This window comes from Arthrobacter sp. LT660, from assembly GCF_056172845.1.
Window position 1 is genome coordinate 200,077 of sequence record NZ_CM149651.1, and the last position, 26,076, is coordinate 226,152.

Sequence of the window (26,076 nt, forward strand, 5' to 3'; positions counted from 1 at the left end):
AGATAGGACTGTGAACGACAAGCCCGAGACCAGCACCCCCAGCGACACCCCGCCCGAGGCCGTCCCGTCCGACGCCGTCCGCGACGAGTACCAACGGCTGGCCGACGACGTCCGCCGCTACCGCTTCGCCTACTACAACCAGGACGAGCCGCTGGTCTCGGACGCCGAGTTCGACGCCCTCTTCCGGCGCCTCGGGGAAATCGAACAGCTGCATCCCGAGATCGTGGCCAACGACTCGCCGACGCAGGCGGTCGGCGGCGAGGTGTCCGCGGCCTTCGCGCCGGTGGACCACCTGAGCAGGATGTACTCGCTGGAGGACCTGTTCTCCATCGACGAGCTCCGGGCCTGGCTGGAACGGGCCGCCGCCAACGCCACGACGCGGGCGTCCGCGGAGGAGCTGCGCTGGCTCTGCGAGGTGAAGATCGACGGACTCGCCGTGAACCTGCTCTACCGGGACGGGAAACTGGTGCGGGCAGCCACACGGGGCGACGGCACCACGGGCGAGGACGTCACGCACAACGTGCTCACCATCAAGACCATTCCCACCGAGCTCGCGGGATCCGGCTGGCCGGCGGAGGTGGAGATCAGGGGCGAGATCTTCTTCCCCTCGGCAGCCTTCCGCGCCTTCAACGAATCGCTGCTGGAGGCGGGCAAGGCCCAGCTCGCGAACCCGCGCAACGCGGCGGCGGGCTCCCTGCGCCAGAAGAACGCCGCGGAAACCGCAAAACGGCCGCTGGACATGTTCGTCCACGGCATCGGCGTGCGCGAGGGCCTGGCGTCGGAGTCGCAATCGGAGACCTACGCGCTGCTGGAGACGTGGGGCCTGCCGGTGAGTCCCTACGCGCGCGTCGTAAAAACACCCGAGGACGTCCTGTCCTACATCGGCGAATTCGAGGACCGACGCCATTCGCTCGTGCATGAGATCGACGGCATCGTCATCAAGGCGGACTCCTTCGCCATCCAGCGGGCCCTCGGCTACACGTCGCGGGTGCCGCGTTGGTCGGCCGCCTACAAGTACGCGCCGGAGGAGGTCCACACGCGGCTCCTCGACATCCGGGTGAACGTGGGACGGACCGGACGCGTCACCCCCTACGCCGTGATGGAACCGGTCAAGGTGGCCGGTTCCACCGTCGAGATGGCCACCCTGCACAACCAGGACGTCGTCAAGGCGAAGGGCGTCCTCATCGGGGACGTCGTCGTCCTGCGCAAGGCCGGGGACGTCATTCCGGAGATCGTCGGGCCGGTCCTACCGCTGCGCGAGGGCCGCGAGGACGAGTTGCGCGAGTTCGTGATGCCCACCGAGTGCCCCTCGTGCGGGAGCACGCTGGCCCCGGCGAAGGAGGGGGACATCGACATCCGGTGCCTCAACGCGAGATCCTGTCCGTCGCAGCTCAAGGAACGCGTGGCGCACCTGGCGGGCCGGGGGGCCTTCGACATCGAAGCGCTGGGCTACGAGGCGGCCCATGCTCTCACGGCGCCGGCGGAGCCCGTCCCGGGGCCCCTGGCCACCGAGGCGGATCTCTTCGACCTGTCGCCGGAGCAGCTGGCGGGAGTGCGCATCGAACGCGAAAAGCGGTCCAAGGGAGTCGGCACGGGGCAGTTCGAACTGGTCCCGTACTTCTGGACCAAGGGCACCGCCAAGGTGCCGTCCAAGCCGAGCGCCAACACGAACAAGCTGTTCAACGAACTCGAGAAGGCCAAGTCGCAGCCGCTCTGGCGGGTCATCGTTGCCCTGTCCATCCGCCACGTGGGACCCACCGCGTCCCGGGCGCTCGCCACCAGGTTCGGCACCATGGATGCCATTCGGGCCGCTGCCGCGGAGGAGGACGGCCGGGCCAAACTGGCCGACGTCGACGGCGTGGGGCCGATTATCGCCGACGCCCTCATCGAGTGGCTGGACGTCGACTGGCACCTGGAAATCCTGGACAGGTGGGCGGCTGCCGGGGTGCGGATGGCGGACGAGGTCGACGCCGACACCCCGCGCACGCTCGAGGGCCTCACCGTCGTCGTCACGGGATCGCTCGAGGGCTTCAGCCGCGACGAGGCCAAGGAAGCCATCATCGTCCGCGGCGGCAAGGCCTCCGGTTCCGTTTCCAAGAAGACCTCCTACGTGGTGGCCGGGGACTCCGCGGGCACCAAGCTGGACAAGGCCGTGGCGCTCGGAGTCCCGGTCCTGGACGAGGATGGCTTCCGCGACCTGCTCGCCAACGGGCCGCAAACGGCGCCGGATCCAGCTGCCCCGCCCGCCGCCGAAAACACACCCGAAAACGCACCCGAGGAAGGGCCCGAATGAACCTGCCCACCCCCACCGATCTGCTCGACGTCGCGCGCCGGGCGGCGGCCGCCGGCGCCGCCGTCCTCGCCGAACGCCCCACGGCGCGGGTCGAGACCGACACCAAGAGCGCGGCAGGGGACTGGGTCACCGACTTCGACCGCCGCGCCGAGCAGGCCGTGCGGGGCGTCATCGTCGCGGAACGTCCACACGACGAGATCACCGGCGAGGAATACGGCACCACCACCCCCGCGGAACCCAGCGGATACAGCTGGTCGATCGACCCGCTGGACGGCACCACGAACTTCGTCCGCGGGATCCTCTACTACGCGACGTCCGTCGCCGTTTCCGGGCCCGACGCCGGAGCGCCGGGGGGGCGCGACTGGCTCGCCGGCGTCGTCTACGCCCCGGCGCTGGCGCGCGTCTACTGGGCCTCGCGCGGGCAGGGAGCCTGGCTCTCCTCCACGGGGGCCGGCGGCGCGGCCGGCGAACCGCAACGACTGGCCGGACCCGTGCCGGACGCCGAAGGCGCCCTGATCGCCACCGGCTTCGGGTACGACGCCGGGCGGCGAAGCCGGCAGGTGTCCGCCCTCAACGACCTGCTGCCCGGCTTCGCGAACGTCCGCCGGCTCGGGTCCGCGGCGCTGGACCTGTGCCTCGTGGCCGACGGAACGCTGGACGCCTACGCGGAATACGGCACGCAGGTACACGACTGGGCAGCAGCCGCGCTCATCGCGGAGGAGGCCGGCGTTCCGGTTCTGCGTCCGACGACGGAGCCGGGCTGGTCGGCCGCCGGCTACTTCGACTTCGGCCGACTCGTCGACCTGGAGACCCCCGCGTGAGCGTGACCGTCCGCCAGGCGATTCCCGACGACTACCCCGACATCGCGCGCATCACCGTGGCCGCGTACCTCGCCTCGGGCCACTTCGACGCGGAATCGCCGTATCTGCGCTTCATCGCGGACGTCGCGGAGCGGCACCAACACGCCGACGTCTGGGTGGCGGAGGTCGCCGGGGCCGTCGTCGGATCCGTGACCCTGGTGCGCAGGGGCAGCCGCTACGCCGACATCGCCCTGGACGGCGAACTCGAGTTCCGCATGCTCGCCGTCGATCCCGGGGTCCAGCGCACGGGCGCCGGCCGGGCCCTGGTCCGCGCCATCGTCGCCCACGCGCGCGCACTCGAGGGTGTCCACGCCGTGAGCCTGACCACCGGCGAGGTCTGGGGCGTTCCCCGCCGGCTGTACGCCTCGGAGGGTTTCGCGCACACCCGGAAGCGGGACTGGCTGGTGCCGGGGACGGACATCCGTCTGGTCGTCTACGTCCTGGATCTCGACGACTAGACTGGGTGGGAAACAATCGCCACCCTAGACACGGGAGATACATGTCTGCCATCAGCCGTGAGGACGTCGTTCACCTGTCCCGGCTCGCCCACATCGAAATGACCGACGCGGAGCTGGACAAGATGTCCGGAGATCTCGCAGTCATCGTCGATGCGATCGCCAGCGTCAGCGAGGCCGCCGGGGACGACGTGCCCGCCACGAGCCACCCGATTCCGCTGGTCAACGTGATGCGCGAGGACGTCGTCGGGCCCACGCTCACGAACGAACAGGCCCTGCTGAACGCCCCGGACTCCGCGGACTCGCGCTTCAAGGTCCCGGCCATCCTGGATGGGGAGTAAAGACATGGACAACATCATCAAGCTCTCCGCCGTCGAACTGGCCGACAGGCTCCGCGCCGGCGAAGTGACCTCCGTGCAGGCCGTCCAGGCACACCTGGACCGCATCGCCGAGGTCGACGGCGGGGACCGCGGCGTCAACGCCTTCCTGCACCTGAACGCCGAGGAGGCCCTCGCCGTCGCCGCCGAGGTCGACGCCATCCGCGCGGCCGGCGGTGCCGACGCCGAGGCGCTCCACCCGCTGGCCGGCGTGCCGATCGCCGTGAAGGACCTCATCGTGACGGTCGGCCAACCGACCACCGCGGGATCGAAGATGCTCGAGGGCTGGATGAGCCCCTACGACGCCACCGTCATCACCAAGGTGCGCGCCGCGAAGCTGCCGATCCTGGGCAAGACCAACCTGGACGAGTTCGCGATGGGTTCCTCCACCGAGCACTCCGCCTACGGCCCCACGCGCAACCCGTGGGACCTGGACCGCATCCCCGGCGGATCCGGTGGCGGCTCCGCCGCGGCCGTCGCCGCGTTCGAGGCGCCCTTGGCCCTCGGCACCGACACCGGCGGGTCAATCCGCCAGCCCGGAGCCGTCACCGGAACCGTCGGCGTCAAGCCGACCTACGGCGGCGTGTCCCGGTACGGGGCCATAGCCATGGCGTCCTCGCTGGACCAAATCGGCCCCGTCACCCGGACCGTCCTGGACTCCGCCTACCTCCACGAGCTCATCGGCGGCCACGACCCGGCGGACTCCACGTCCCTGGACGAGCCCGTCCCCGCGCTGGTCGAGGCCGCGCGGCAGGGGCTCACGGGCGACCTCGCCGGCGTGCGCGTCGGCGTCGTCAAGGAACTGCAGGGCGAGGGCTACGAGCCCGGAGTCCAGCAGCGCTTCGACGAGTCGCTCGACCTGCTGCGCGGCGCGGGCGCCGAGATCGTCGAGGTCTCCTGCCCGAACCTGAAATACGCGCTCGGTGCCTACTACCTGATCATGCCCTCGGAGGTCTCCTCCAACCTGGCGAAGTTCGACGGCGTGCGCTTCGGCAAGCGGGTCCTTCCCGCCGACGGACCCATGACGATCGAGCGCGTGATGGGCGCGACGCGCGCCGCCGGCTTCGGCGACGAGGTCAAGCGCCGCATCATCCTGGGCACCTACGCGCTGTCCGCCGGATACTACGACGCGTACTACGGGTCGGCGCAGAAGGTGCGCACGCTCATCCAGCGCGACTTCGCCGCCGCGTTCGAGGCCGCCGACGTGCTGGTGTCCCCTACGTCGCCCACCGTCGCGTTCAAGCTCGGCTCCCAGCTGGAGGACCCGCTGGCGATGTACCTCAACGACGTCGCCACGATCCCCGCGAACATGGCGGGCATCCCCGGGATCTCCGTCCCGGGCGGCCTGTCCGAGGGCCTGCCCGTGGGCATCCAGTTCCTGGCTCCCGCCCGCGAGGACGCCCGCCTGTACCGCGCCGGCGCCGCGCTGGAGAAGCTCCTCGAGGACTCGTGGGGCGGGCCGCTCATCAACCAGGTCCCCGACCTGGCCGCCGCAACCCTGGGAGGTGCCGCCTAGCATGGCCGCTTTCACCGATGTGCTCGTGGACTTCGACGAAGCCCTGGACAAGTACGACCCGGTCCTGGGCTTCGAGGTCCACGTCGAACTGAGCACCAAGACCAAGATGTTCTCCGCGGCGCCGAACGTGTTCGGCGACGAACCGAACACCAACGTCACGCCCGTGTGCCTGGGCCTGCCCGGCGTGCTGCCGGTGGTCAACAAGACCGCCGTCGAATACGCGATCCTGATCGGCCTGGCGCTGAACTGCAAGATCGCCGAGACCTGCGGCTTCGCCCGGAAGAACTACTTCTACCCGGACACCCCGAAGAACTTCCAGACCTCGCAGTACGACGACCCGATCGCGTACGACGGCTACCTGGACATCGAGCTCTCCGACGGCGAGGTCTTCCGCGTGGAGATCGAGCGCGCCCACATGGAGGAGGACGCCGGCAAGCTGACCCACATGGGCGGCGCGACCGGCCGCATCCAGGGCGCGGACTTCTCGCTGGTTGACTACAACCGCTCCGGCGTCCCGCTGGTGGAGATCGTCACGAAGCCGATCACCGGCGCCGGCAAGCGCGCCCCCGAGTTGGCGAAGGCGTACGTCGCGGCGGTCCGCGAGATCGTGAAGAACCTCGGCGTCTCCGACGCGAAGATGGAGCGCGGCAATGTGCGCTGCGATGCCAACGTCTCGCTGATGCCCAAGGACGCGACCGTGTTCGGCACGCGCACCGAGACGAAGAACGTGAACTCGCTGCGCGCCGTCGAGCACGCCGTGCGCTTCGAGATCGAGCGCCATGCCGGGGTCCTGGATTCCGGGGCGAAGATCGTCCAGGAGACGCGCCACTGGCACGAGGACACGCGCACGACGACGTCGGGCCGGCCCAAGTCCGACGCCGACGACTACCGCTACTTCCCGGAGCCGGACCTCGTGCCGATCGTGACGACCACGGAATGGATCGAGGAGCTGCGCTCGCGCCTCCCCGAGCCGCCGTCCGTGCGCCGCAAGCGCCTGCAGGGGGACTGGGGCTACGCCGACGCGGAGTTCCGCGACGTCGTCAACGCCGGCCTGCTCGACGCCATCGAGGAGACCATCGCCGCCGGTGCGAGCCCCGCCGTCGCCCGCAAGTGGTGGATGGGCGAGATATCCCGCCTGGCCAAGAACGCCGACGTCGACCCGGGCGCCCTGGGCGTCGCGCCGGCGACGATCATCGAGCTCAACGCGCTGATCGAGGCCAAGAAGATCAACGACAAGATCGCCCGCCAGGTGCTCGAGTTCGTGGTTGCGGGGGAGGGGACGCCGACGGAGATCGTCGAGAAGCGCTCGCTCGCCGTCGTCAACGACGACTCCGCGCTTGGTGCCGCGATCGACGACGCGATGGCCGCGATGCCGGGCGTGGTCGACAAGATCAAGGACGGCAAGCTGCAGGCGATCGGCGCCCTCATCGGCCCGGTCATGAAGGCCACGCGCGGCCAGGCCGACGCGGCCCGCGTGCGCGAGCTGGTGCTGGAGAAGCTCGGCATCGAGGGCTAGCGCCACCCCAGCACCCCCGCTCTCCCCGCCCCGCGAAGTGGACATTACCGCCGGTTATTCCGATAGGTGATGTCCACTTCGCGGGGTTGGTGCGTATGTTTGGGGGATGAATTCCGTGCCGGACGCCGACGTCGCGATCACCGACGCGCTGGTCCGTGCGCTGCTGGCCGAGCAGCACCCGGACCTCGCCGGGCTGAACCTGGAACGCGTGGACAACGGTTGGGACAACGTGGTCTACCGCCTGGGCGATGCCCTGTGCGTGCGGCTGCCGCGGAGGCGGTCCGCACACCGGCTCCTGCTCAACGAGGTCCGTTGGCTGCCGTTCCTGGCCGCGCGGCTGCCGCTACCCATCCCGGCCGCGGTGCGGCGCGGCCGGCCCGCGCACGGATATCCGTACCACTGGGCCGTGGTGCCGTGGTACGAGGGCCGCAGCGCGGCCCTGGCCGAGCCGTCCGAACGCGACGGATACGCGCGCCAACTGGCGGCCTTCCTGCGTGCGCTCCACGTGCCGGCCGCCGGCGACGCGCCGCGCAACCCCGTTCGCGGCGTTCCGCTCGCCACCCGTGCCGAGGCCTTCGCCGAGCGGCTCGCCGTGGGCCGGCTACCCGACGCCGACGCGCTGCGCACCGTCTTCGACGAGGCGGCCGGCGCCCCGCGCCACACCGGTCCTGCGCTCTGGCTCCACGGGGACCCGCACCCGCACAACATGGTGCTGGCCGCCGGCGACGGGCCGCCGCGGTTGGCCGCCGTCGTCGACTTCGGGGACCTCGCCGCGGGGGACCCCGCATCCGACCTCGCCGCGGCGTGGCTCCATTTCACGGCCGCCGGACGAAGCGAGTTCCGGTCCGCGCTCGTGACGGACAGCGGGCGTCCGCTGCACGACGACGACACCTGGCTCCGCGCCCGGGGTTGGGCCGTCCACCTCGGCGCCATGATGGCCCTGCTGCCGTCCGGTGATCCGCTCCACGAAGTCGGGCTCCATGCCCTGCGGGAGGCGGCGGATGTGCCCTGGGGTGGGAAACCCGACGAATAGGAGCATTCCATGAAGAAGATCCTGATGGTGTTGACCAGCGTCTCCGAGCTGGGGGACACGGGCGAGAAGACCGGCTACAATGTCGCCGAGGCCGCGCATCCGTGGAAGGTGTTCCGGGATTCGGGCCACTTCGTGGACTTCGCGTCCATTGCCGGTGGGCAGCCGCCGCGGGACGAGGTCGACGCCGACGATCCCCTCCAGGTGGCCTTCACCGAGGACGAGACCGCCCGCGCGAGCCTCTACAACACGGCGCGCGTCGACGTGGTGGACCCCGGCCAGTACGACGCCGTTTTCCTCGTCGGCGGGCACGGCACCATGTGGGACTTCCCCGACAGCGACGGCCTGCAGAAGCTCGTGGGCGGGGTGTACGACGCCGGCGGCGTCGTGGGTGCGGTGTGCCACGGACCGGCCGGCCTGGTCAACGTGGAACTGGCCAACGGGTTCCGCCTGGTCGAGGGGCGCAAGGTGGCGGCCTTCACCAACGACGAGGAGGTGGCCGCGGGCAAGGACAAGATCATCCCGTTCTTCCTGGCGGACCGGCTCGAGGAGCGGGGCGCTACGCACGTGTCGGCCGACGTCTTCCAGGAGAAGGTCGTGGTGGACGACCGGCTGGTGACCGGCCAGAACCCCGCGTCCGCCGCCGGCGTGGCGAAGGAGATGGAGAAGCTCCTCGCGGAGGTCATCCACCAGGAGAAGGCCGAGGAACAAAGCGAGTCGGAGGCGCTGCGGGCCGAGCGGGACGCCGAGAAGGACGCCAAGAAGGCCGCCGACCAGTCCGGGCACTGACCCGGCGCGTCAGCCGTCGTCCCCGGCCAGTTCGCGCATCGCCGTGCCGATGGCGTCTGCCACCCGGCGGACCGAACGCCGCCGGAGGGTTTCCGGCCGGGCCAGCAGATCGATCCGGCGCCGGTTGTTGATCCCCTCCAGCGGGCGCAGGACCACGCCTGCGCCCGCCGCGACGGCCGCGGTGTACCGGGGAAGGATGCCGAACACGTTGCCGGTCCCCACCAGGGCCGCCACCGTGGTGTAGTCGTTGATCCGGTGCACCACGCGCGGGGCGCTGCCGCTTACGGCCGACAGCGCGGCGAGGATGTCCGCCGGCGAGTATCCCTCCCTGCTGACCACCCAGTCCGCGCCGGTCAGGTCCTGGGGAAGCAGGGCATCGCGGTCGGCCAGGGGGTGCCCGGCGGGCAGCGCGATGTCCAGCGGCTCGTGGGTCAGCGGGACAACCGCCACGCGGTCCGTGGGCCAGCGCGGCGTGTGGTCCATGCGGTGCGCCAGCACCAGGTCGTAGCGCGCGGTCAGCGCCGGGAATTCCTGCTGCGCCACGTCCTCGTCGAAGAACATCGGCAGGGGGGCGCCGGCGCCGGCGATCGCCCCCAGCAGGGGAGCGAACAGCGCCTGCCCCACCGAGTGGAAACCGGAGATGGTGACGGCGGCCTCGTCGTCGTCCTGGAACGCGCCGATGGCCGCACGGGCGTCGGCCATCGAGGCGATGACGGCGGCTCCGGCCGTGGCCAGGACGCGGCCGGCGTCGGTCAGTACCAGGTTTCTTCCTTCCTTGCGGGTCAGCGGGACGTCGACGCCGCGCTGAAGCAACGCCAGCTGCTGGGAGACGGCCGACGGCGTGACGAACAGCGCCTGGGCGACCGCCCTCACGCTTCCCAGATCCCCGAGCTCGCGGAGAATCTGCAACTGATGGATTTCCATGTAGGTAATACTAAATCGTCCATTGAGAAACGCGTGGTTGTTCTAAACTCTGCGCAATGGTGACATGGGACCCATGAAAGCGCTCTACAAATCCGGTCCGCACGCGGGCCTGGAACTCGTTGACCGCCCCGAGCCCGAGGCCGGGCCCCACGACGTCAAGATCCGGGTCATGACCACTGGCATCTGCGGCACCGACCTGCACATCCTGGCGGACGACGACGCGGCGAGGGCCATGATCCGGACGCCGCTGATCCCCGGGCACGAGTTCTACGGCGAAGTCGTCGAGGTCGGCGGGCTGGCGACGCACATCCGGGTCGGTGACCGCGTGTCCGGGGAAGGGCACATCGTGTGCGGGATGTGCCGCAACTGCCGGGCCGGCCGGCGCCAGATGTGCATCGACACCGTGTCCGTCGGCGTGCAGCGCGACGGGGCCTTCGCCGAATACGTCGTCGTCCCCGAGGCCAACGTGTGGGTGCACCGCGACGACGCCATCACGCCGGAGCTCGGCGCGATCTTCGACCCGTTCGGCAACGCCGTCCACACGGCACTGTCCTTCCCCATGGTGGGCGAGGACGTGCTGATCACCGGCGCCGGACCGATCGGGCTCATGGCCATTGAGGTCGCACGTCATGCGGGTGCCCGCAAGATCGTCATCACCGACGTTTCGGCGCCTCGCCTCGAACTCGCCCGCGGCCTGGGCGTGGACCTCGCCGTCGATGTTTCGACGACCCGCATCGCGGATGCGCAGAAGGAGTTGTGCCTGGTCGAGGGCTTCGACATCGGCCTGGAGATGTCCGGCCACCCGACGGCGCTTCCGGAGATGATCGACAACATGAACCACGGTGGCAAGATCGCCATGCTCGGCCTCCCGAGCCAGCCGATCGACATCAACTGGGGGAAGGTGGTCACGCACATGCTCACGCTCAAGGGCATCTACGGCCGCGAGATGTTCGAGACCTGGTACGCGATGAGTGCCATGCTCCAGTCCAACACCCAGCTGCGCGAGCGCATCGCCTCGGTCGTCACCGACCGCCTTCCCGCCACGGAGTGGGAGGCCGGATTCGCTGCCGCCCGTGCCGGCAACGGCGGCAAGGTCGTGCTCGACTGGTCAGTCTTCTAGGAAGGAAAACGCCACACCATGTACACGAACCTCAGGGACCAGCTGGCCGCCGAATTGGACGAGATGGAGCGGGCCGGGCTTTTCAAGCGCGAGCGCCACATCGATTCGGCCCAGTCCAGCCACGTTTCCGCCGGCGCGCTGGGCGAGCCGGCGCGGCCGGTGCTGAACTTCTGCGCCAACAACTACCTGGGACTCGCGGACCATCCGGACGTCGTCGCGGCAGCCAAGTCCGCCATGGACGAACGCGGCTTCGGCATGGCCTCCGTCCGCTTCATCTGCGGCACGCAGGATCTCCACCTGAAGCTGGAGAAGCGCGTCTCGGAATTCCTCGGCACCGAGGACACCATCCTGTTCTCCAGTTGCTTCGACGCCAACGGGGGCGTGTTCGAATCGCTGTTCGGTCCCGGGGACGCCATCATCTCCGACGCCCTGAACCACGCCTCGATCATCGACGGCATCCGCCTGTCCAAGGCGGACCGGTTCCGGTACGCCAACCAGGACATGGCGGACCTCGAGGCCCAGCTGCGGGCCGCCGCGCTGATGAACGACGGCGCCGGCCCGCGTCGGCAGATCATCGTCACCGACGGCGTGTTCTCGATGGACGGCTACCTCGCCCCGCTCGCGGACATCTGCAACCTCGCCGAGCGCTACGGCGCCCTGGTGATGGTGGACGATTCCCACGCCGTCGGATTCATGGGCGCCACGGGAGCCGGTACTCCCGAGCACGCCGGCGTCGCCGACCGCGTAGACATCTTCACCGGGACATTCGGCAAGGCCCTCGGCGGCGCGTCCGGGGGATATGTCTCCGCCCGCGGCGAGATCGTCGCCATGCTCCGCCAGAAGGCCCGTCCCTACTTGTTCTCCAACTCGCTGGCCCCGGCGATCGTCTCGGCGACGCTGACGGCGCTGGATCTCGTCGCGCAATCCGGCGAGCTCCGGGCGAAGCTGTTCGAGAACGCGTCCCACTTCCGCCGCCGCATGTCCCAGGAGGGCTTTGAGCTCCTTTCGGGCGAGCACGCCATCATCCCGGTCATGTTCGGCGACGCGGCCAAGGCCGCCGAGGTCGCAGACAGGATGCTGGCCGGCGGCGTCTTCGTCACTGCGTTCAGTTACCCGGTGGTCCCGAGGGGGGCCGCCCGCATCCGCGTCCAGCTCTCCGCGGCGCACTCGGCCGAGGACATCGAGGCCTGCGTCGCTGCCTTCGTCGCCGCGCGCTAGGGACTGCGTTGCGGTCGCCGGTCCTCCACGGACCGGGGGATACGCTGGCGCCATGGCGGAGACGGCGGAAACCCTCGAATGCGATGTCCTGATTGTCGGCGGCGGGATCGCGGGGCTTTCGCTGGCTTCGGAACTGGCCGCCGAGACGTCGGTCGTGCTTTTGGAGGCGGAGGCGACCCTCGCGTTCCACACATCCGGGCGATCGGCCCAGCAACTGATACCCAGCTACGGGCCGCCCGTCGTGCGCGCGCTCACCAACCGCACCATCGACGCCCTCACGGCCCTTTCCTCCAGGGCCGTGCCGCTCGTGTGGCCGAGCCGGTTCATGCTGGTGGGCGACGCCGCCGACGTCCGGACCCATCGCACAGACACCATGCGCGAGATCGGGCCCGCCCATGCCGTTGGGTTGGCGCCGGTTCTACGGGCGGGTTCGTTCGAGGCCGCCGGCCTCGACGAGACCAGTCTCCGGACGGATGCCGCCGCGTTGATCGAGCACCACCGGTCCCTGGCCGTGGCCCGCGGCGCCCGGATCCTGACCGGCGAACGCGTGCGGACGGCGCAGCGGGACGACTCCGACTGGCTGGTCTCGTCCTCCGGCGGCACGGTACGCGCGCGCCGGGTCGTCAACGCCGCGGGAGCCTGGGCGGACCGGGTCGCGGAGATGTTCGGCGCCCGGCCGATCGGCCTGGTGGCGCTGCGGCGCACCGCCGCGTACGTGGACGTCCCGTGTCCACTGGATCCCGCGACGCCCATGGTCGCTTCGGCGGACCACACCTGGTACTTCCGGCCCCACGGCGACCGGGTACTGGTGTCCGCGGCGGAGGCCGTTCCCGCCGAGGCCGGGGACGCGCAACCGGTCGCCGCGGATGTCGCGGCGCTCGTCGACCGGCTCAACTCGATCACCGCGCTGGGCATCACCGGCGTCGCGTGCGCCTGGACCGGACTGCGCACCGAGTCGGCGGACGGCGTCCCCGTCCTCGGATTCGATCCGCGCGTGGAGGGATTCCTCTGGCTCGCCGGACAGGGCGGGTACGGATTCCAGACATCCACCGGCATGGCGGAGCTCGCCGCCGCCCAGCTAGTGGGCCGCGAGGCGCCCTTTCCGGATTGGGTGGTCGCGGGACTGGCACCTCGGCGGTTCGTGTCGCCGCCGGTCTAGGCGCCCTCGGCCACCGCGGAGGCGATCACGCCGATGCCAAGAACCGCCAGGACGGCGCTCGACACCCGTTCCAGCCATTCGTTGACCACCGGCCGCCGCAACCACGCGACGGCGCGCGTAGCCACCAGGATCAGCACCACGAAGTAAGCCAATCCGATGCCCGCGAAGAGCGCGCCGAGCGCCAGGGCCGCCAGCAGCGTGTTGGATCCGGCGGGGATGAACTGCGGCATCAAGGCCAGGAAGAACAGCCCGATCTTCGGGTTCAGCGTGGACGACAAGACCCCGGCGAGGAAGGCCGGCGTCGTGCCTTGGGCCTTGCGTCCGGCGGACGTCCCGGACGCCTGGGTGTTCGCCGCGTCGTCCGTGCCCGTGTGCCGGGCGGCGGCCGTGTCCGCCGCCGCGGCGCGCCGGGCGGCCAGGAAAGACCCGGCCCCCAGCCACACCAGGTAGAGGCCGCCGGCGATCTTGAGCCACTGGTACACCTCGGCCGACTGCTGGAGCAGCGCGGCGACGCCGACGCCGACCAGGAGGGCCCAGATCATGCTGCCGAGCAGGCAGCCGAATGCCGCCGCGAAACCGGACCGCGCCCCGGCGAGTCCATAGCGGAGCACCAGAAACGTGTCCGGACCCGGCGTGAGCGCCAGCACCGTGGCGAGCCCCGCGAAGGCGAGGAGCGATGCCAGGGTCACGGTGCCGCGGTCTCGCCCGCGACCGCGTCGATCGACACCACGGCAAGGATTCCGCGCCCCGAAACCTCCGGCGTGCGTTCCCCGGAGCCGACGACGGCGTCGTACCGTTCCAGCGCGACGCCCCCGCCGGCCGTCGCGCTGCCCTGAAGCAGGACCGCGTGCTGCCCGCCGAAGACGGGGTGGGGACGCTTCTTGGAGAGCTCGACGATGGCCACGTGCGCACGGAAACCGGCGGACGTGATGACGTTGAGATCGCGGATGCCTCCCGTGGGAAGCGTCGCGGACGTCGGGACGCCGCCGTCGAACCGGAACGGCCGGTGCCTCTCCAACCCCTGCTCGCGACCGCCCACGGTGAGGACCAACAGTTCGCCCTCCACCACGGTGAGGATGCGCTCCGTGCCGGGGAAAACGGAGAAGGGTCCGGCCTTGTCCACGTCCGCGAGGCTGATCCGCCAGCCCCAGTCGTCCGCACCGGCGCCCTTTGGGCCGCGGGCGATTTCGCGTGTGGTGCCGCCGCCGTTGCGCCACCGTTCCGTCCGCAGGTCTGCGGCCCGGACGATGGGCGGAGTCTCGTTCGAATGCATGCCCATCAGCCTAGTTCGCGTGGGCCGGTCCGAGGCCATCCGCCCTACGCGAGCGGGCCCGGGGCCGCGCCGGTGGCCGCCTCGAGGATCGCGCCGGATCGGACCAGGCCGAGGACGGCCTCGATCTCCGGGGCCAGGTAACGGTCGGTTCCCGGCCCCTCGGCGACGGTCCGGATGACGGTGCGCACCGCCGTCGAAACGGGGGAGGACTGTGCGGTGGCGAGGCCGCCGTCGCGCATGTCCAGCGCTCGGGCGCTGGTGAGGAGTTCGACGGCGAGGACGCGCTCCAGCCCGTCGATGGCGCGCCGCAGCTTCAGTCCGGCGGCCCATCCCATGGACACGTGGTCCTCCTGCATGGCGGAGCTCGGGATCGAGTCGACCGAGGCGGGCACGGCGAGGCGCTTGAGCTCGGAGACGATTCCGGCCTGCGTGTACTGCGCGATCATGTGTCCCGAATCGACGCCGGGATCGGCGGCGAGGAACGCGTTGAGCCCGTGGCTGCGGGACTTGTCCAGGAACCGGTCCGTCCGCCGCTCGGAGATGGAGGCGAGGTCCGCCACGGCGATGGCCAGGAAGTCCAGCGCGTAGCCCACCGGCGCGCCGTGGAAGTTTCCGTTGGACTCGACGCGGCCGTCCACGGTCACGACGGGGTTGTCGATGGCCGAGGCCAGCTCGTAGCCGGCGACGGACTCCGCGTGGTCCAGCGTGGCGCGCACGGCGCCGTGGACCTGCGGGGCGCAGCGCAGGGAGTAGGCGTCCTGGACGCGCGTGAAGGCGTGGTCGCCGTGCTTTTGGGCCTCGACCAGCGCCGATCCCGCCAGGGTCGCCCGCATGTTGGCGGCGGAGGCGATCTGTCCCGGATGCGGGCGCAGCGCGTGCAGGTCCTCGGCGAAGACGGCGTCCGTTCCGAGCAGCCCCTCCACGCTCATGGCTGCCGAGACATCCGCCGTCGTGACGAGGCGGCGGAGGTCCGCGGCGGCCATCAGCAGCATCCCGAGCATGCCGTCGGTTCCGTTGATGAGCGCCAGGCCCTCCTTCTCCGCGAGGACGATCGGCTCCAGCCCGGCGGCGGTCAGGGCCTCGGCGGCGTCCACGAGTCGACCGTCGGCGGTGCGGACCTGGCCCTCGCCCATGGCGGCCAGCGCGCAGTGGGACAACGGCGCCAGGTCGCCGGAGCATCCCAGCGATCCGTACTCGCCGACGACGGGCGTGATCCCGGCGTTCAACAGCCTGGCGTAGGCCCGCGCGACGGCGGGGCGGACGCCCGTGCGGCCCGTGGCCATGGTGTGGAGTCGGTTGAGCATCAACCCGCGGACCACCTCGCGGTCCACCTCGGCGCCGGAGGATGCGGCGTGCGACCGAATCAGCGATCGCTGCAGCTGGGCGCGGAGCTCCAGCGGGATCTGCTTGGTGGCCAGGGCGCCGAAGCCCGTGGACACGCCGTAGTGCGGGCGGGTGTCCGTCGCCAGGTCGTCGATGACGGCGCGCGAGCGGGTCATGGCGTCCAGGGATTCGGGGGAAAGTTCGATCCGGGCATCGTGCCGGGCGACCGCCACGACGTCGGCGGGGGCGAGTGGCGACGGGGAGAGCAGGACGGTGGCGGGGGTGCTGGACTCGACGGGGTTCATGTTCTCTTTCGGGACGGCATGGAATTTCAAGCAATAAAACGAACGAACCATCCTATGAAACAACACGTTGCCTCACTTGGTCAACGGCACATGCTTGCCGACAGGTGAAATGAATGTTCTACTGGTTGCAACATATTCTCGACCATGGAGGCATGATGGACGTCACAACGAAGCCCGACGCGACCACCCGCAGCGCGGACCGCGTGCTCGGCCTGTTGCGCGTCGTCTGCGAACACGACGGCGTCAAGCTCGCCGACGCGGCCAAGGAAATGGATCTGTCACCGTCCACCGCGCTGCGTCTTTTGCGCACGCTGGAGGCCAACGGTTTTGCCACGCGGCGCGACGACGGCCTGTACCGCCCGGGCTACCGGATGGTGCAGCTCGGCGTCGAGGCGCTCAGCCACGAGTCGTTGGTCGCGACGTCGCGGCGCACGCTCGCCGCTCTCGTGGCCGAAAGCGGCGAGTCGGCCTACCTGAGTGTCGCGGCCGACAACGGCGACGGCCTGTACTTGGCCATCGAGGAGGGCACCCACACCGTTCGCCACGTGAACTGGGTGGGACGCACGTTCCCGCTCGAGGGCAGCGCGGCCGGAGCGGCCCTGTTGGGCCGCGTCCAGGCGGGGACGTTCACCGCCGTTGCCAACGCCGTCGAATCAGACATCACCGCGGTTGCCGCCCCGGTGATGGCCGGCAGCCGGGTCGTGGCGGCGCTGAGCATAGTGGCGCCCAGCTACCGAACCGACGAAAGCACGGCCGCGCGGCTCGGGGCGATGGTCGCCTCGAGAGCGGCATCCCTTTTCGCCTCACCCTGACCCACCCATTCCACCGACCACTTCGCCGGCGTTCCCCGCGCCGCGGCCCACGAAAGGCAGAGTCCCATGAGCTTCACCCAGCACGATCCGTCCCGCGTCATCCGGGCCGCGCGCGGCACCACCCTGACCGCCAAGTCGTGGCAGACCGAGGCGCCGCTGCGCATGCTGATGAACAACCTCGACCCAGAGGTCGCCGAGCGCCCCGAGGACCTCGTGGTCTACGGCGGCACGGGCCGCGCCGCCCGCTCCTGGGAGGCGTACGACGCGATCACGCGCACGCTGGAGAGCCTCGAGGACAACGAGACGCTGCTGGTCCAGTCCGGCAAGCCGGTCGGCGTGTTCACCACGAACAAGTGGGCGCCGCGTGTCCTGATCGCCAACTCCAACCTCGTGGGGGACTGGGCCAACTGGCCCGCGTTCCGCAAGCTCGAGGCCGAGGGCCTGATGATGTACGGCCAGATGACCGCCGGGTCCTGGATCTACATCGGCACCCAAGGCATCCTGCAGGGAACCTACGAGACGTTCGCCGCCATCGGGCGGAAGCTCTACGCGGACGACGGCGGCACGCTCGCCGGCACGCTGACGCTCACCGGCGGCTGCGGCGGAATGGGCGGCGCCCAGCCGCTGGCGGTCACCCTGAACGGCGGCGCGTGCCTGATCGTCGACGTCTCCGAGGACCGGCTCCGCCGTCGGCTCGGAAAGCGCTACCTCGACGACGTCGACACGGACCTCGACTCCGCGCTGGGGAAGGTCCTGACCGCCAAGAGCGAGCGCCGCGCCCTCTCCGTCGGCTACGTCGGAAACGCCGCCGAGGTCTTCCCCGAGCTCCTCCGCCGCCAGCTGGCCGGCGAGATCGCGATCGACATCGTCACCGACCAGACCAGCGCCCACGACCCGCTGAGCTACCTGCCCGTCGAATACACGGTCGAGGCGTGGGACGCGGAGGCGAAGGCGGACGCCATCGGCTTCACCAAGAAGGCCCAGCAGTCGATGGCCGCGCACGTCGAGGCAATGGTCGGCTTCCAGGATGCCGGTGCCGAGGTCTTCGACTACGGCAACTCGATCCGCGACGAGGCCCGCCAGGGCGGCTACGAGCGTGCCTTCGAGTTCCCCGGCTTCGTCCCGGCGTACATCCGCCCGCTCTTCTGCGAGGGCCTCGGCCCGTTCCGCTGGGTCGCGCTCTCCGGGGATCCCGAGGACATCCGCGTCACCGACGAGGCGCTCAAGGAGCTCTTCCCGGAGAACGCGCACCTCCACCGCTGGCTGGACGCCGCGGCCGAGCACGTCGAGTTCGAGGGCCTGCCCGCGCGCATCTGCTGGCTCGGCTACGGCGACCGCGCCAAGGCCGGGCTGCTGTTCAACCGCCTCGTCGCCGAGGGCAAGGTCTCCGCGCCGATCGTGATCGGCCGCGACCACCTCGATTCCGGCTCCGTGGCGTCCCCCTACCGCGAAACCGAGGCCATGAAGGACGGCTCGGACGCCATCGCCGACTGGCCCCTGCTCAACGCCCTGACGGCCGCGTCCTCCGGAGCCACCTGGGTCTCCATCCACCACGGAGGCGGTGTCGGCATCGGCCGCTCCATCCACGCCGGACAGGTCTCGGTCGCCGACGGCACCGAACTCGCCGCAGCCAAGCTGGAGGCGCTGTTGACCAACGATCCCGGCATGGGTGTCATCCGGCACGTCGACGCCGGCTACGAACGCGCGATCGAGGTCGCCGCCGAGCGGGGCGTCCGCGTCCCGATGGCGAATTAGGGAGGGGCCGGTTCCATGTCGGAAATCAACAGCACCGATCTCGAGCAAGACCGCACTGCCGTGAAGCCGCGCGGCACCTGGCGCTTCTTCGTCTACAGCCTCATCGGCGTCTTCATGTTCTTCGTGCCCATCGACATCGGTGGCAAGGAGACCATCCCGCTCGACCATCTGGTCGGTTGGATCATCGCCGGCCTCGGCGAGGCGGTGCGATTCGTGGCCCTCGGGCTGATCGTCGCCGGGACCATCTACCCCTTCGCCTCCGGCCGCTGGCGCCAGTCGCCAATCAAGACCGTGTTCGCGTTCCTCAACATCCTCGGCCTGGCAACGGGCACCATGCTGGTGCTCAACGTGGGGCCGGCGCTGCTCTTCGAACCCGATCTGGGCCCGTTCCTGTTCGACAAGCTCGTCGTCCCCGTGGGCATGATCGTCCCGGTCGGGGCCATCTTCCTGGCGTTGCTGGTGGGCTACGGACTGATGGAGTTCGTGGGCGTGATGGTCCAGCGCGTGATGCGCCCCATCTGGCGCACGCCGGGACGTTCGGCGGTCGACGCCGTTGCCTCCTTCGTGGGTAGCTACTCGCTCGGACTGCTGATCACCGACCGGATGTACCAGTCCGGACGCTACACCGCCCGGGAATCCTCCATCATCGCCACCGGGTTCTCCACCGTCTCGGTGACGTTCATGCTGATCGTGGCCAAGACGCTGGACCTCATGCACCTGTGGCTGCCCTACTTCTTCCTCACCTTCGCGGTCACCTTCCTGGTCACCGCCATCGTCGTGCGGCTTCCCCCGCTGAGCCGGATCACTGACGAATACCACCCGGGCTCCGACGCATCCCCGGAGGAGAAGGTCACCGGCCGCCGCCTGGCCACCGCCTGGAACGATGCGATGAAGACACTCGCGGGCGCACCCTCGCTGGGACGGAACCTCTGGACGAATTTCCGCGACGGGCTGCTCATGGCCATGGCGATCCTGCCCTCGATCCTCTCGGTCGGCCTGATCGGACTGCTGCTCGCGCGCTTCACGCCGGTCTTCGACTGGCTGGGCTACCTGTTCCTGCCGATCACCTGGGCCGTCGGCCTGCCCGACCCGATGCTGGCGGCCAAGGCCTCCGCCGTGGGGATCGCCGAGATGTTCCTGCCGGCCACGGTGGTCGCCGGGCACGAGTCCGAGTACCTGCGCCTGGTCATCGGCGTGGTCTGCGTTTCGGCGATCATCTTCTTCTCCGCCCTGGTGCCCTGCATCCTGGCCACCCAAATCCCGTTGAAGGTCTGGCAGCTCGTGGTCATCTGGGCCCAGCGCGTCGCCCTGACCCTGCTCATCGCCAGCCCCATCGCCTTCCTGATGGTCGGCAGATAGGACACATGGACGTGCCCACGAACACCGTAAACTCCCTGCTCGCCGCGATCGCGGACACCGGGCGCGACGGGCGGCGCGGCGGCTACTCCCGCCCGGTCTTCTCCTCCGCCGAGCTGGGCCTGCGCGAATGGTTCCAGGCCGAGGCCGCCGCCCGCGGGCTCGAGGTCTCCACCGATGCCCACGGCATCATCTGGGCGTGGTGGGACCTGCCCGGAACCGCGGACGGCGGGGACCCGCGCCGCGGCGCGCTCGTGACGGGATCCCACCTGGATTCGGTTCCCGGCGGCGGGGCCTTCGACGGCCCGCTCGGCGTTGCCAGCGCGCTGGCCGCCTTCGATCTGTTGGCCGAACGCGAGGCGGCCGGCGCAGTGGTCCGCCACCGGACGATGGCCATCGCGGTCTTCCCCGAGGAGGAGGGGTCGCGCTTCGGCGTGGCCTGCCTGGGATCGCGCCTGCTCACCGGGGCCATCGACCCCGCGCGCGCACTGCGGCTGCGCGACGCCGACGGCAACACGTTCGCGGACGTCGCACGGGCCAACGGGTTGGACCCCGACAGCTTCGGCCGCGACGAGGCCACCTTGGCGCGGATCGGGGACTTCGTCGAGCTGCACGTCGAGCAGGGCCGCGGACTGAATTCCGCCGAGCACACGGACCACGCGGGGCGGGGGCCGGCCATCGCGGTCGGGGACACCATTCTGGGCCACGGCCGCTGGCGGCTCTCCTTCTCCGGTCAAGGCAACCACGCGGGCACCACGCTCATGGCCGACCGCGCGGACCCCATGGTCGCCGCCGCCCAATGCGTGGTGGCAGTGCGCAAGACGGGCGCCGCCCAGGACAACGCCCGCGCCACCGTCGGCAGGCTCGAGCCGGTCCCCGGCGGCACCAACGTGATCGCCTCGCGTGTGGATCTTTGGCTCGACGTGCGCCACCCGGACGATGCGATCACCGCCCGATTGGTGGAATCGATCCACGGCCAGGCGCAGAAGATTGCGGCGTTCGAGGGCTGCCGCGTCGTCCTCACCGAGGAATCGTTCTCCAACACCGTGCATTTCGACGCCGGGCTGTCCCGATCCCTCGCCCAGTCGGTCCGGCGCCGCGAACCGGCGGCGCCGCTGCTTCCCACGGGAGCGGGGCACGACGCCGGAGTGCTCGCCGCCGAGGTCCCCTCCGGCATGGTGTACGTGCGCAATCCCTCCGGCATCAGCCACTCGCCCGAGGAATTCGTGGAAGAGGACGACGCCGAAGCCGGGGTCCTCGCCCTCGCCGACGCACTGGAGGACCTGCTGTGAGCGCCAGCGACGAAGTAGCCGGCGGTGTCGCCAACGGCGCGTCCGGCCGCCCCGCGGTCCGCGTTCCGGCGCCGGTGAACGCCCACTCGCACGCCTTCCACCGCATCCTGCGCGGGCGAACCCACGAGGGCGCGGACGGGGGAGCGGGCACGTTCTGGACCTGGCGCGAACACATGTATGCCGCCGCCCACCGGCTCACGCCGGCGGCGTACGAGCAGTTGGCCACCGCGGTCTACGCGGAGATGGCGACCGCGGGATACGGCGCGGTGGGCGAATTCCACTATCTGCACCACCAAGCGGACGGCACACCCTACGGCGGGGACGGCGCCCGCCGCGACGGCGGACACGCCATGGAACTGGCGCTCGGACGGGCAGCGCTGTCCGTGGGCATCCGCCTGGTGCTGCTGGACACCTGCTACCTGCACGGCGGGCTGGCCGCCGACGGTTCGGCGCTGCCCCTGGACGAGACGCAGCGGCGCTTCAGCGACGGCACCGCCGCCGGCTGGCTGGAGCGCCACGCGCGGCTCGGACACGCGTTGGCCACGCTGGATGCCGGTCGCGGCCTGCTGACCCTGGGTGCCGCGATCCACTCGGTGCGCGCCGTCTCCGCCGGCGACCTGGCCGAAATCGCCGCGGGTCTGGATCCCGCCACCCCCTTGCACGTGCACCTTTCCGAGCAGCCCGCCGAAAACGAGGCGTGCGTTGCCGCCCATGGGTTGACGCCCACGGCGTTGCTCGGGAGTGCCGGGTTGTTGGGCGGCCGGCTGTCTGCCGTGCATGCCACCCATCTGACGGAATCCGACGTTGCCGACCTGGGCGCGGCGCGCGCAGGCGTCGTCTTCTGCCCCACGACCGAGGCCGACCTAGGCGACGGGATCGGACCGGCCCGCGAACTTGCCGACGCCGGCGCGGTCCTGTCCCTGGGCAGCGACCAGCACGCTGTGCTGGATCCCTATCTGGAACAGCGCTCGCTCGAGCACGGCGAACGGTTGCGCAGCGGCCAACGCGGGCGCTTCTCCCCGGCGCAAATCTCCCGTGCCGCGCGCGAGGGCGGGCTGCGGTCGCTGGGACTCGGGGAGAACGGCGACCACCTGCTGGTGCGCACCGACACCGTGCGCACGATCGGTTCGCGGCCGGCCCAACTGCCCCTGACGGCCACGGCAGCCGACGTCGCGGAAGTCCACATCAACGGGGAACTGGTCGCGACGGACGGGATCCACGTCCGTCTGGGGGACCCCGCCGCCCTGTACGCCGCCTTCTTCGCCGAACACCCGGAGTTTTCATGAGCACCACGCTGATCACCAACCTGTCGGAGATCTTCACGGCCGACGCCGCCCAGTCCACAGTGCGTGATGGCGCACTCCTCATGGACGGCGACCGCATTTCCTGGATCGGGCCGGCCGCGGATGCGCCCGCGGCCGGCACCGTGCTCGACGCGGACGGACGCGCGGCGCTGCCGGGCTGGGTTGACTCGCACACCCACCTGGTCTTCGCCGGGGACCGGGGAGACGAATTCGTCGCCAGGATGGCCGGGCAGGATTATGCCGCCGGGGGGATCGCCGTGACCACCGCGGCCACCACGACGACTCCGGACGACGAACTGTTCGCCCTTGTCGCCAGCCGCGCCGCCGAGGCCGTGGCCGGGGGCACGACGTACCTCGAAACGAAGACCGGATACGGACTGACCGTGGCGGAGGAGACCCGCCATGCCCGGATTGCCGCCGAGGTCGTCGACGCGGTCACCTATTTGGGCGCCCACCTGGTGCCGGCCGGCATGGACGCCCAGGAATACACGGACCTGGTCTGCGGGGAGATGCTTGCGGGCGTACTCCCGCACGTGCGCTTCGCCGACGTCTTTTGCGAACGCGGCGCGTTTGACGAGGCGCAATCGCGGCAGGTGCTCGCGGCGTGTGCGGCGGCGGGGTTGGGGCTGAAGGTCCACGGCAACCAGCTCGGACCCGGCCCGGGGGTGCGCCTGGCCGTGGAGTTCGGCGCCCAGAGCGTGGACCACGTCAACTATTTGGACGCGGCCGACGTCGACTCGCTCGCCGGATCGTGGAGTGGATGGGATCCGGCCACGCGGTCCGGCATCCCCGGCACCGTCGCGACGTGCCTGCCGGCCTGCGACCTCTCGACCCGCCAGCCCCTCGCGCCCGGCAGGGAGCTGTTGGACGCCGGGGTGCGGATCGCGCTGGCCTCGAACTGCAACCCGGGTACTTCCTATACGACGTCGATGGCGTTCTGCGTGGCGACGGCCGTGCTGCAGATGCGCCTGGACATCGGCGAGGCGATCACCGCGGCAACATACGGTGGCGCGCTGGCGCTCGGCGTGCAGGATGAAGTCGGCTCGCTCGAGGTGGGAAAGCGCGCGGACCTGCAGCTGCTCGACGCACCCAGCGTCTCGCATTTGGCCTACCGGCCCGGGATGCGGCTCACCGGCCCCGTTTTCCGGGCGGGTGCGCTGGCGGCGGGCGCGATCTAGCGATCGGCTGGCGCGGTGGCGGTCCGGAGCGGGGCCCGCCGCGTGATAAACAGGAACCATGGCTAACACCGCATTCAAGGGAACTCCCGTACAGACCATTGGCGACCTGCCCGCGCAGGGCGCCCCCGCCCCGGACTTCACGCTGACGGGAGCGGACCTGACCGACGTTGCCAGCGCCGACCTGGCCGGCCGCCGTCTGGTCCTCAACATCTTCCCCAGCGTCGATACAGGCGTCTGCGCCGCCAGCGTGCGGAAGTTCAACGAGCTCGCCGGCGGACTCCAGAACGCCACCGTGGTCTGCGCCTCGGCGGACCTGCCGTTCGCGCTGGGCCGCTTCTGCGGTGCGGAGGGCCTGGAGAACGTCGTTTCAGCGTCCACCTTCCGCTCCGACTTCGCCGAGGCCTACGGCGTGAAGATGGTCAACGGCCCGCTGGCGGGACTGAACGCACGCTCGGTCGTCGTCGTCGACACCGATGGGACGGTCCTGCACTCCGAACTCGTCTCGGACATCACGGTGGAGCCGAACTACGACGCCGCCATCGCGGCGCTGAACTAACCGCGGCCCTGCAGTAGCGCTTCGAGGCAGGGTCCGTCCGGGAAAGCGGGCGGGCCCTGTGCGCTGTTCCGCCGCCCGCTACGATCGTTGGCATGGACAGCACCGGATCCCTTGCCGCCTCCGCGGCCGGCCGCCAAGCCGGCGCGCGGCCGCCGGCGTCCCGCCGCTGGATCGCGTTCGAGATCGCGCTGGTCCTCGGATTGTCCCTCGGACAGTCCGCGGTCTACGCCGCGGTCAGCCTCCTGGACAAGTTGAGCCGGGCCCCGCTGGGCGGGCAGACGACCAGCATGAACAACCCGCTGAGCGAGCGTCCCCTCTTCGACCTGACTTACCAAATGTTGGACATCGTGTTCGCCCTGGTCCCCGTGGCGCTGGTTTTCTTCCTGTTTGCCCAAGCGGGAACCAATGGGTTCCGGGCCATGGGCCTGGACTTCCGGAGGCCTTGGCGCGATCTGGGGTGGGGTTTCGGGCTGTTCGCCGTGATCGGCGCGGGAACGCTGGGCGTCTACGCCGCGGGCCGGGCGTTGGGGGCGACCACGGCCATCGTGCCGTCCGCCCTGGAACCCTACTGGTGGACCATACCGGTCCTGGTGCTGTCCGCGGTGCGCCACGGCCTCCTCGAGGAAACGGTGGCCGTCGGCTACCTCTTCGACAGGTTGCGCCGTCTGGCGTGGGGCCCGTGGGCCGTGGTGGTCGCCAGCGCGCTCCTGCGCGGAAGCTACCACCTCTACCAGGGTTTCGGCCCGTTCGTGGGGAACTTCCTGATGGGGCTGGTCTTCGGGTGGTTGTACCTCAAGTACCGCCGGGTAATGCCCCTGGTCATCGCCCACGCCTTGCTCGATACGGCCGGGTTCGTCGGCTACGCGCTGATCGGACCGGCGATCGGGCTGGGCACCTAGCTCAAGCAGTTCACCTCGGTTAAGCGGCGCGGGCCGGACAGTGGATGTCCGGCCCGCACTTCGTGTCCCGCGGTCCTGTCCGCAAGGTCCCGTCCCGCTACAGCGTGATCGATCCCTTGGGAGTCTCGAAGGTCACGGACATGATGCCCGGCGTCCCGTTGGGCGCCTGCCACTCGACGTCCACTCCCTCCAGGGGGCTCTGCTCCGGCGTTCCCAGCCATTCGCGCACCCGCTCCCTGGAGCCGGCGATGCTGATCCGGGAGATCCGCCCCACCGGCTCCAGCGCGCGAGACGGGTGCAGGTTCTCGGTTCCGTCGTCCCAGCGCAACATGTAGGGAACCTGCGGGTCCGCGATGAGTCCCTTGATGCCGATCTGCTGCCACGTCAGTTCCTGGCCGTCCGGGAACTTCCGGTTCCCGGGAACCGAGGACCGGCCGAGCCGCTCCTCGAAGGGGGCCAGGTCGTCGACGGCGACGCACCAGCCCATCCATCCTCCGCCCATTTCCGACCGCGCACGCACGGCCTGGCCGAACGGCGCCTTGTCAGAGGCCGGGTGCGCGAGCACCTCGACGACCTCCAGGTATTGGTTGTTCAGCAAGGGGAAAATGACATTCCGTGTGCCGAACCGGGGATGCACGCCGCCCTTGACGGACTCGATCCCCAGAGTGTCTTTGATGCGGTCGGCGGTGGCCGCCAACCCATCCTGTCCGCAAGCGTATGAAACGTGGTCCAACCTCATGTGCCCATGATGGCACTTTGTGAGGTG

The 26,076-nt window shown here is 70.3% G+C and carries 24 protein-coding genes; 19 read left to right on the forward strand and 5 right to left on the reverse strand.

Going from position 1 to position 26,076, the window contains the following annotated elements; translation table 11 throughout:
* The first annotated feature begins 10 nt into the window (after window positions 1–10).
* From ligA to AC0QSG_RS00920, 8 genes are all read left to right on the forward strand, one after another.
* Window positions 11–2,293, forward strand: coding sequence for an NAD-dependent DNA ligase LigA (gene ligA, locus AC0QSG_RS00885; RefSeq protein WP_475376352.1), 2,283 nt, complete (start codon window positions 11–13; stop codon window positions 2,291–2,293).
* A gap of 2 nt (window positions 2,294–2,295) precedes the next feature.
* On the forward strand, window positions 2,296–3,114 hold the full coding sequence (locus AC0QSG_RS00890) for an inositol monophosphatase family protein (protein WP_475377349.1): 819 nt from the start codon (window positions 2,296–2,298) through the stop codon (window positions 3,112–3,114).
* Window positions 3,111–3,611: a GNAT family N-acetyltransferase gene (locus AC0QSG_RS00895; protein ID WP_475376353.1), complete on the forward strand. Its 501-nt coding sequence runs from the start codon at window positions 3,111–3,113 to the stop codon at window positions 3,609–3,611. The genes AC0QSG_RS00890 and AC0QSG_RS00895 overlap by 4 nt, the downstream gene beginning before the upstream one ends.
* Window positions 3,612–3,652: 41 nt before the next feature.
* On the forward strand, window positions 3,653–3,949 hold the full coding sequence (gatC, locus tag AC0QSG_RS00900; RefSeq protein WP_435725795.1) for an Asp-tRNA(Asn)/Glu-tRNA(Gln) amidotransferase subunit GatC: 297 nt from the start codon (window positions 3,653–3,655) through the stop codon (window positions 3,947–3,949).
* A 4-nt stretch (window positions 3,950–3,953) separates the two neighbouring features.
* Window positions 3,954–5,501, forward strand: a complete 1,548-nt coding sequence (gatA, locus tag AC0QSG_RS00905; protein WP_475376354.1) for an Asp-tRNA(Asn)/Glu-tRNA(Gln) amidotransferase subunit GatA — start codon at window positions 3,954–3,956, stop codon at window positions 5,499–5,501.
* 1 nt (window position 5,502) lies between these two features.
* The gene (gatB, locus tag AC0QSG_RS00910; RefSeq protein ID WP_435725797.1) at window positions 5,503–7,017 is read left to right on the forward strand and encodes an Asp-tRNA(Asn)/Glu-tRNA(Gln) amidotransferase subunit GatB; all 1,515 of its coding nucleotides are present in this window, start codon (window positions 5,503–5,505) and stop codon (window positions 7,015–7,017) included.
* A gap of 106 nt (window positions 7,018–7,123) precedes the next feature.
* Complete coding sequence (locus AC0QSG_RS00915; RefSeq protein WP_475376355.1) at window positions 7,124–8,050, forward strand: aminoglycoside phosphotransferase family protein; 927 nt, start codon at window positions 7,124–7,126, stop codon at window positions 8,048–8,050.
* A gap of 9 nt (window positions 8,051–8,059) precedes the next feature.
* Window positions 8,060–8,836: a type 1 glutamine amidotransferase domain-containing protein gene (locus AC0QSG_RS00920; protein ID WP_475376356.1), complete on the forward strand. Its 777-nt coding sequence runs from the start codon at window positions 8,060–8,062 to the stop codon at window positions 8,834–8,836.
* A gap of 9 nt (window positions 8,837–8,845) precedes the next feature.
* On the opposite strand, the gene AC0QSG_RS00925 is transcribed toward AC0QSG_RS00920, so the two are convergent.
* Window positions 8,846–9,760 carry a LysR family transcriptional regulator gene (locus AC0QSG_RS00925; protein WP_475376357.1) on the reverse strand — a complete coding sequence of 305 codons (915 nt, stop codon included), beginning with the start codon at window positions 9,758–9,760 and terminating at the stop codon, window positions 8,846–8,848.
* A gap of 73 nt (window positions 9,761–9,833) precedes the next feature.
* Here AC0QSG_RS00925 and tdh point away from each other — a divergent pair, with 73 nt between their 5' ends.
* Genes tdh through AC0QSG_RS00940 form a run of 3 tightly spaced genes read left to right on the forward strand, consistent with a single transcriptional unit; the run spans window position 9,834 to window position 13,257 of the window.
* Window positions 9,834–10,880, forward strand: a complete 1,047-nt coding sequence (gene tdh / locus AC0QSG_RS00930; protein WP_435726215.1) for an L-threonine 3-dehydrogenase — start codon at window positions 9,834–9,836, stop codon at window positions 10,878–10,880.
* A gap of 18 nt (window positions 10,881–10,898) precedes the next feature.
* Window positions 10,899–12,098 carry a glycine C-acetyltransferase gene (locus AC0QSG_RS00935; protein ID WP_475376358.1) on the forward strand — a complete coding sequence of 400 codons (1,200 nt, stop codon included), beginning with the start codon at window positions 10,899–10,901 and terminating at the stop codon, window positions 12,096–12,098.
* Window positions 12,099–12,150: 52 nt separating this feature from the next.
* Window positions 12,151–13,257, forward strand: a complete 1,107-nt coding sequence (locus AC0QSG_RS00940) for an NAD(P)/FAD-dependent oxidoreductase (RefSeq protein WP_475376359.1) — start codon at window positions 12,151–12,153, stop codon at window positions 13,255–13,257.
* Here the strand turns inward: AC0QSG_RS00940 and AC0QSG_RS00945 are convergent.
* From AC0QSG_RS00945 to hutH, 3 genes are read right to left on the reverse strand one after another with little or no spacing between them, the layout of a single operon-like run.
* Window positions 13,254–13,946: a LysE family translocator gene (locus tag AC0QSG_RS00945; protein ID WP_475376360.1), complete on the reverse strand. Its 693-nt coding sequence runs from the start codon at window positions 13,944–13,946 to the stop codon at window positions 13,254–13,256. The genes AC0QSG_RS00940 and AC0QSG_RS00945 overlap by 4 nt on opposite strands.
* On the reverse strand, window positions 13,943–14,530 hold the full coding sequence (locus AC0QSG_RS00950; protein WP_435725804.1) for a HutD/Ves family protein: 588 nt from the start codon (window positions 14,528–14,530) through the stop codon (window positions 13,943–13,945). The genes AC0QSG_RS00945 and AC0QSG_RS00950 overlap by 4 nt, the downstream gene beginning before the upstream one ends.
* A 44-nt stretch (window positions 14,531–14,574) precedes the next feature.
* Window positions 14,575–16,158, reverse strand: a complete 1,584-nt coding sequence (gene hutH, locus AC0QSG_RS00955; RefSeq protein ID WP_475376361.1) for a histidine ammonia-lyase — start codon at window positions 16,156–16,158, stop codon at window positions 14,575–14,577.
* Between the two features lie 152 nt (window positions 16,159–16,310).
* On the opposite strand from hutH, the gene AC0QSG_RS00960 reads away from it, so the two are divergent.
* The 8 genes from AC0QSG_RS00960 (at window position 16,311) to AC0QSG_RS00995 (ending at window position 25,310) form a co-directional block, all read left to right on the forward strand.
* Window positions 16,311–16,970, forward strand: coding sequence for an IclR family transcriptional regulator (locus tag AC0QSG_RS00960; RefSeq protein WP_475376362.1), 660 nt, complete (start codon window positions 16,311–16,313; stop codon window positions 16,968–16,970).
* 66 nt (window positions 16,971–17,036) lie between these two features.
* Complete coding sequence (hutU, locus tag AC0QSG_RS00965; protein WP_435725807.1) at window positions 17,037–18,725, forward strand: urocanate hydratase; 1,689 nt, start codon at window positions 17,037–17,039, stop codon at window positions 18,723–18,725.
* A gap of 15 nt (window positions 18,726–18,740) precedes the next feature.
* The gene (locus tag AC0QSG_RS00970) at window positions 18,741–20,084 is read left to right on the forward strand and encodes a YjiH family protein (RefSeq protein WP_475376363.1); all 1,344 of its coding nucleotides are present in this window, start codon (window positions 18,741–18,743) and stop codon (window positions 20,082–20,084) included.
* A gap of 11 nt (window positions 20,085–20,095) precedes the next feature.
* Complete coding sequence (locus AC0QSG_RS00975) at window positions 20,096–21,373, forward strand: allantoate amidohydrolase (protein WP_475376364.1); 1,278 nt, start codon at window positions 20,096–20,098, stop codon at window positions 21,371–21,373.
* Complete coding sequence (locus tag AC0QSG_RS00980; protein WP_475376365.1) at window positions 21,370–22,659, forward strand: formimidoylglutamate deiminase; 1,290 nt, start codon at window positions 21,370–21,372, stop codon at window positions 22,657–22,659. The genes AC0QSG_RS00975 and AC0QSG_RS00980 overlap by 4 nt, the downstream gene beginning before the upstream one ends.
* A complete protein-coding gene (gene hutI / locus AC0QSG_RS00985; protein WP_475376366.1) occupies window positions 22,656–23,855 on the forward strand; it encodes an imidazolonepropionase in 1,200 nt (399 codons plus the stop codon). The genes AC0QSG_RS00980 and hutI overlap by 4 nt, the downstream gene beginning before the upstream one ends.
* Before the next feature lie 58 nt (window positions 23,856–23,913).
* Window positions 23,914–24,411: a thiol peroxidase gene (gene tpx / locus AC0QSG_RS00990; protein ID WP_435725812.1), complete on the forward strand. Its 498-nt coding sequence runs from the start codon at window positions 23,914–23,916 to the stop codon at window positions 24,409–24,411.
* Window positions 24,412–24,503: 92 nt separating this feature from the next.
* Entirely contained in the window at window positions 24,504–25,310 is an 807-nt protein-coding gene (locus tag AC0QSG_RS00995; protein WP_475376367.1) for a CPBP family intramembrane glutamic endopeptidase, read from the forward strand.
* 97 nt (window positions 25,311–25,407) lie between these two features.
* On the opposite strand, the gene AC0QSG_RS01000 is transcribed toward AC0QSG_RS00995, so the two are convergent.
* On the reverse strand, window positions 25,408–26,049 hold the full coding sequence (locus AC0QSG_RS01000; protein ID WP_435725814.1) for a VOC family protein: 642 nt from the start codon (window positions 26,047–26,049) through the stop codon (window positions 25,408–25,410).
* Between the last annotated feature and the right edge of the window lie 27 nt (window positions 26,050–26,076).

What these genes read in the sequence shown, in the direction of transcription:
- gatC (WP_435725795.1), top strand. Translation starts at nt 3,653, where the DNA reads ATGTCTGCCATCAGCCGTGAGGACGTCGTTCACCTGTCCCGGCTCGCC.
- gatA (WP_475376354.1), top strand. Translation starts at nt 3,954, where the DNA reads ATGGACAACATCATCAAGCTCTCCGCCGTCGAACTGGCCGACAGGCTC.
- gatB (WP_435725797.1), top strand. Translation starts at nt 5,503, where the DNA reads ATGGCCGCTTTCACCGATGTGCTCGTGGACTTCGACGAAGCCCTGGAC.
- AC0QSG_RS00915 (WP_475376355.1), top strand. Translation starts at nt 7,124, where the DNA reads ATGAATTCCGTGCCGGACGCCGACGTCGCGATCACCGACGCGCTGGTC.
- AC0QSG_RS00920 (WP_475376356.1), top strand. Translation starts at nt 8,060, where the DNA reads ATGAAGAAGATCCTGATGGTGTTGACCAGCGTCTCCGAGCTGGGGGAC.
- AC0QSG_RS00925 (WP_475376357.1), bottom strand. Translation starts at nt 9,760, where the DNA reads ATGGAAATCCATCAGTTGCAGATTCTCCGCGAGCTCGGGGATCTGGGA.
- tdh (WP_435726215.1), top strand. Translation starts at nt 9,834, where the DNA reads ATGAAAGCGCTCTACAAATCCGGTCCGCACGCGGGCCTGGAACTCGTT.
- AC0QSG_RS00935 (WP_475376358.1), top strand. Translation starts at nt 10,899, where the DNA reads ATGTACACGAACCTCAGGGACCAGCTGGCCGCCGAATTGGACGAGATG.
- AC0QSG_RS00940 (WP_475376359.1), top strand. Translation starts at nt 12,151, where the DNA reads ATGGCGGAGACGGCGGAAACCCTCGAATGCGATGTCCTGATTGTCGGC.
- AC0QSG_RS00950 (WP_435725804.1), bottom strand. Translation starts at nt 14,530, where the DNA reads ATGCATTCGAACGAGACTCCGCCCATCGTCCGGGCCGCAGACCTGCGG.
- hutH (WP_475376361.1), bottom strand. Translation starts at nt 16,158, where the DNA reads ATGAACCCCGTCGAGTCCAGCACCCCCGCCACCGTCCTGCTCTCCCCG.
- AC0QSG_RS00960 (WP_475376362.1), top strand. Translation starts at nt 16,311, where the DNA reads ATGATGGACGTCACAACGAAGCCCGACGCGACCACCCGCAGCGCGGAC.
- hutU (WP_435725807.1), top strand. Translation starts at nt 17,037, where the DNA reads ATGAGCTTCACCCAGCACGATCCGTCCCGCGTCATCCGGGCCGCGCGC.
- AC0QSG_RS00970 (WP_475376363.1), top strand. Translation starts at nt 18,741, where the DNA reads ATGTCGGAAATCAACAGCACCGATCTCGAGCAAGACCGCACTGCCGTG.
- hutI (WP_475376366.1), top strand. Translation starts at nt 22,656, where the DNA reads ATGAGCACCACGCTGATCACCAACCTGTCGGAGATCTTCACGGCCGAC.
- tpx (WP_435725812.1), top strand. Translation starts at nt 23,914, where the DNA reads ATGGCTAACACCGCATTCAAGGGAACTCCCGTACAGACCATTGGCGAC.
- AC0QSG_RS00995 (WP_475376367.1), top strand. Translation starts at nt 24,504, where the DNA reads ATGGACAGCACCGGATCCCTTGCCGCCTCCGCGGCCGGCCGCCAAGCC.
- AC0QSG_RS01000 (WP_435725814.1), bottom strand. Translation starts at nt 26,049, where the DNA reads ATGAGGTTGGACCACGTTTCATACGCTTGCGGACAGGATGGGTTGGCG.